The organism is Brevibacillus migulae, assembly GCF_004521915.1.
Taxonomy (GTDB): Bacteria; Bacillota; Bacilli; order Brevibacillales; family Brevibacillaceae; genus Brevibacillus_F; species Brevibacillus_F migulae.
In genome coordinates this window covers 1-3112 of sequence record NZ_SDKD01000051.1, presented here as the reverse complement: position 1 = coordinate 3112, position 3112 = coordinate 1, and the positions used below count along the sequence as shown (strand labels likewise).

The 3112-nt window shown below is 40.4% G+C and carries 2 protein-coding genes; one reads left to right on the top strand and one right to left on the bottom strand.

The features are described 5' to 3' along the window. Positions 1-874 precede the first annotated feature (874 nt). Positions 875-1882 carry a hypothetical protein gene (locus EIZ37_RS25395; protein WP_134687555.1) on the top strand — a complete coding sequence of 336 codons (1008 nt, stop codon included), beginning with the start codon at positions 875-877 and terminating at the stop codon, positions 1880-1882. Positions 1883-2174: 292 nt separating this feature from the next. On the opposite strand, the gene EIZ37_RS25390 is transcribed toward EIZ37_RS25395, so the two are convergent. Then, complete coding sequence (locus tag EIZ37_RS25390) at positions 2175-2696, bottom strand: MerR family transcriptional regulator (protein WP_134687554.1); 522 nt, start codon at positions 2694-2696, stop codon at positions 2175-2177. Between the last annotated feature and the right edge of the window lie 416 nt (positions 2697-3112).

Sequence of the window (3112 nt, the reverse complement as noted above, 5' to 3'; positions counted from 1 at the left end):
CGTTTCACGCTTTGCTGTTCAGTTTTCAAAGAACATTTTCATATTTTCACTACCGCACCAAATGGGCGGAAGATCAATATAACATGTTTGAGTGTTTCGAATCAACCGGAAATGATTGGTTATTCTCTCAACTCAATGTTTCATTCCTCACTTCATTCAGAAGCGCGGAATAACAGGTTATCACGTTTAGCCAACTAATTTCAAGCGGGAATGCTTGGTAATAACCTTTATTATCAAGTCTCTACAGTAAGAGACAGGATTAAGTTTAGCGCCCTTCAATGGGCGGACTTATAATCTAGCATATTCAATCAGACTAAATCAAATGTAAAATTTGGAAACCCCATCTCGTTTATCACATGGCGTTCTCTTAACACTGAAAATCCGCCCTAAACAAAAAATGTTTGGGAGTTGCTCTGCAACTTGATTTGTGATGGATACTGCCTCTAACTCAAAAGGATCCAGCTTGTAGAAAGTGTATTTATTCAATGGGATCAGAAAAGATACTACCCCTTTTTTAAAAGGCAGAATTCAACGCTTATAACAACTACAAACCGTTGGCTTTTTTGGCTAGGCAAACAAAGGAAACGCTGATAGACTTTAATAAATGCGAAAAACCACCAATGGTTTCGCCGCCCGCGGTGGTTTCTCAAAAAGAAAATAAGGGAGAGTCTACTCTAAATAGGGAGAATAGGGAGAGCTACGAGAGCTGCTCAGCTATTCACGGGAGATCCATGGTGGATCTACTTCACTAGATAGGGTAAACACTCAGAGCATCCCCTCATAAGAGAAAGGAAATATGCCCTTTTTCATTCAGTTATTGGCTTTATCGTAACATGGGGTAGACTCTCCCGCAAGCAGAAAGGGAGAACTAAACATGGCGGAAGCAAGAAAATTAGGACGAGTTGTAATCAAAGAAGAATTTGCTGTGCTTTTAGGCGATGCAATCTCAGCAATGATTTTAAATCAGTTTTTATACTGGACAAACATTCTTCAAAAATCATATGAGGCCTCCTTTGAAGAATGGGAAAAAGGCTTACTTAAAGTAAAACCTATTCAACGTGACGGTTGGATTTGGAAATCGGCGAAAGAACTCAAAGAAAAAGAGCTATTTAATATTGCGAGTGAAAAATCAATTGAAAGACGGTTGAGTGAATTAGTCGACCGAAAGATTCTTTTGCGGCGAAATAATCCAAACAAAAAAGCGGACAGAACCTATCAATACAAAGTCAATTTTCCGGAGTTACAACGACAGCTTCAGGAGATCGGTTTTGGTTTAGATGGCTATAAACTAAATGACGATAAACCCTTGCCAGAAAGCATTCGTCAAATTGACGAATGCGACAAACCGGCGTCGGAAAGCATTCGTCAATTTGACGGAGGCCAAAACCACCAAATTGACGAATGCCGCGAACCCGCGCCACAATGCGTTTTTCAAAAAATCGAGTGCTGCGAACCCGCGCCACAATGCATTCGTCAATTTGACGGAACAATACCAGAGACTACTATAAAGACTACAGAAACTGATAGAGAGATAGGGAGCCAAGCTCATTCGTTAATTCTGTCTTCTGAAGATGAACAAGAATATCTCATTTTGGACACCCTCATAGAAAAATTCTTCCCACGTGAAAACGCAAAGGGGAATCTTAATCTAGTCGTTTTATCAAGAGACATATGGCGCTATTGGAAAACCAAGCATGCTGAATTAACGATTTATCACATGTATGCAGTTTTAGATATGGTTCACCAAAGTCCTGGGTTTAGTAAGTACGATGCAACGAGCATTATTTGCAAACAAATGGGGATTGCTCAAGCATTACTGGTTCCTGTGAAAGAAGAAGCAATGAACAGAGTATATGCACTCAAGCAAGAGTTGCAGCATTGAAGACGTCCTTAGACCAATTCTAAGGGGGTAAATTTGGGTTTTTTATTAATAGGGGTATCTCTTTATAGGGTGATATGTAAAAAGAGGAAATAGGGGCCTTCTATTCGGTTTAAGAGCGTGACTAGAATTAAAAAAACGCTCGGCGCTTGCCATCCCCGCAACAGTAAGTTGCGAGGAGTGTTTTAGCTTACCTTTTGAGACTCATCAAGGGGTTCGCTTTGCCACTTGAGGCATATGCTCCTTTCACTTCGCTCCAGTCCGCTATTCCTCAGCGCCCCTTGACGAAAGAGCGTTACTTCCAAATTTGATACCATTTTTTCTTAGGGGACTCTTGCGCAGCCGCAATCATACGGCGTGTTTCTAATTGAGCATTCATTAGCTCATCAAAACGTTTGTAATGCTCTTTGTCCCGTTTTTCTAACTCTGTAACAAGCGATTCATTGAATTTAACCATTTCATCCATGCGCTTTGTAATGCTATCTAATTGAGCCTTAATCCCTTCTACAACAAGGTTTTTCTCGTCATTATGAGCATTATATATAATGCTTGGCATTATGCCGGGTCCCTCTTTTTTGCCGTACATTTCTGCAACACGTGATACAGATTCATCAAGAGAGAGTTTATCGGATTTCTTTATACGGGCTATTTCCTCGATCACGATTACATCCTGGGGTGTAAATGCACGTCGATCCTGTTCGTCACGAGCAAATCTGTAACCGTTCTGTTCGAGTAATAAGCAATACTTTCGGATGGTATTGATATTTATGCCTGTCAGCTCTGCTACCTCGCTTATCCAATAAGCTTTTGTTTGCATAGTGACCCCCCATTATAATGGCATTATGTTGTGACTATATTTCAGCATCACATGATGGGAATCCTGTTTTTCCCAATTGGGTTTAAATCATTTATGGAGTTAAAAGAAAAGAGAATTAAAGCAAGCGGGAGCAAACGAGAGATCCTGTTTTTTTTGATGTTTTCTTCTTTTGTCCACTCTGAATGGACTTTTTGGGACGAGTGGTCGAGTGCTAATCGCTCATAACAGCGAAAAACGTCCGAATATGGGGATTCGGACGTTAGATGACATAATGTAGATTATCGGGACTCAATACATAGCAAAAAAGCCATCCATTTCGGATGGCTTTCTATTTGTACCTTGAAAACTGAATACGCAAGTTGTAAGGATAGTAAAGTGGATAAGTCCTCGACCGATTAGTATTCGTCAGCTCCACG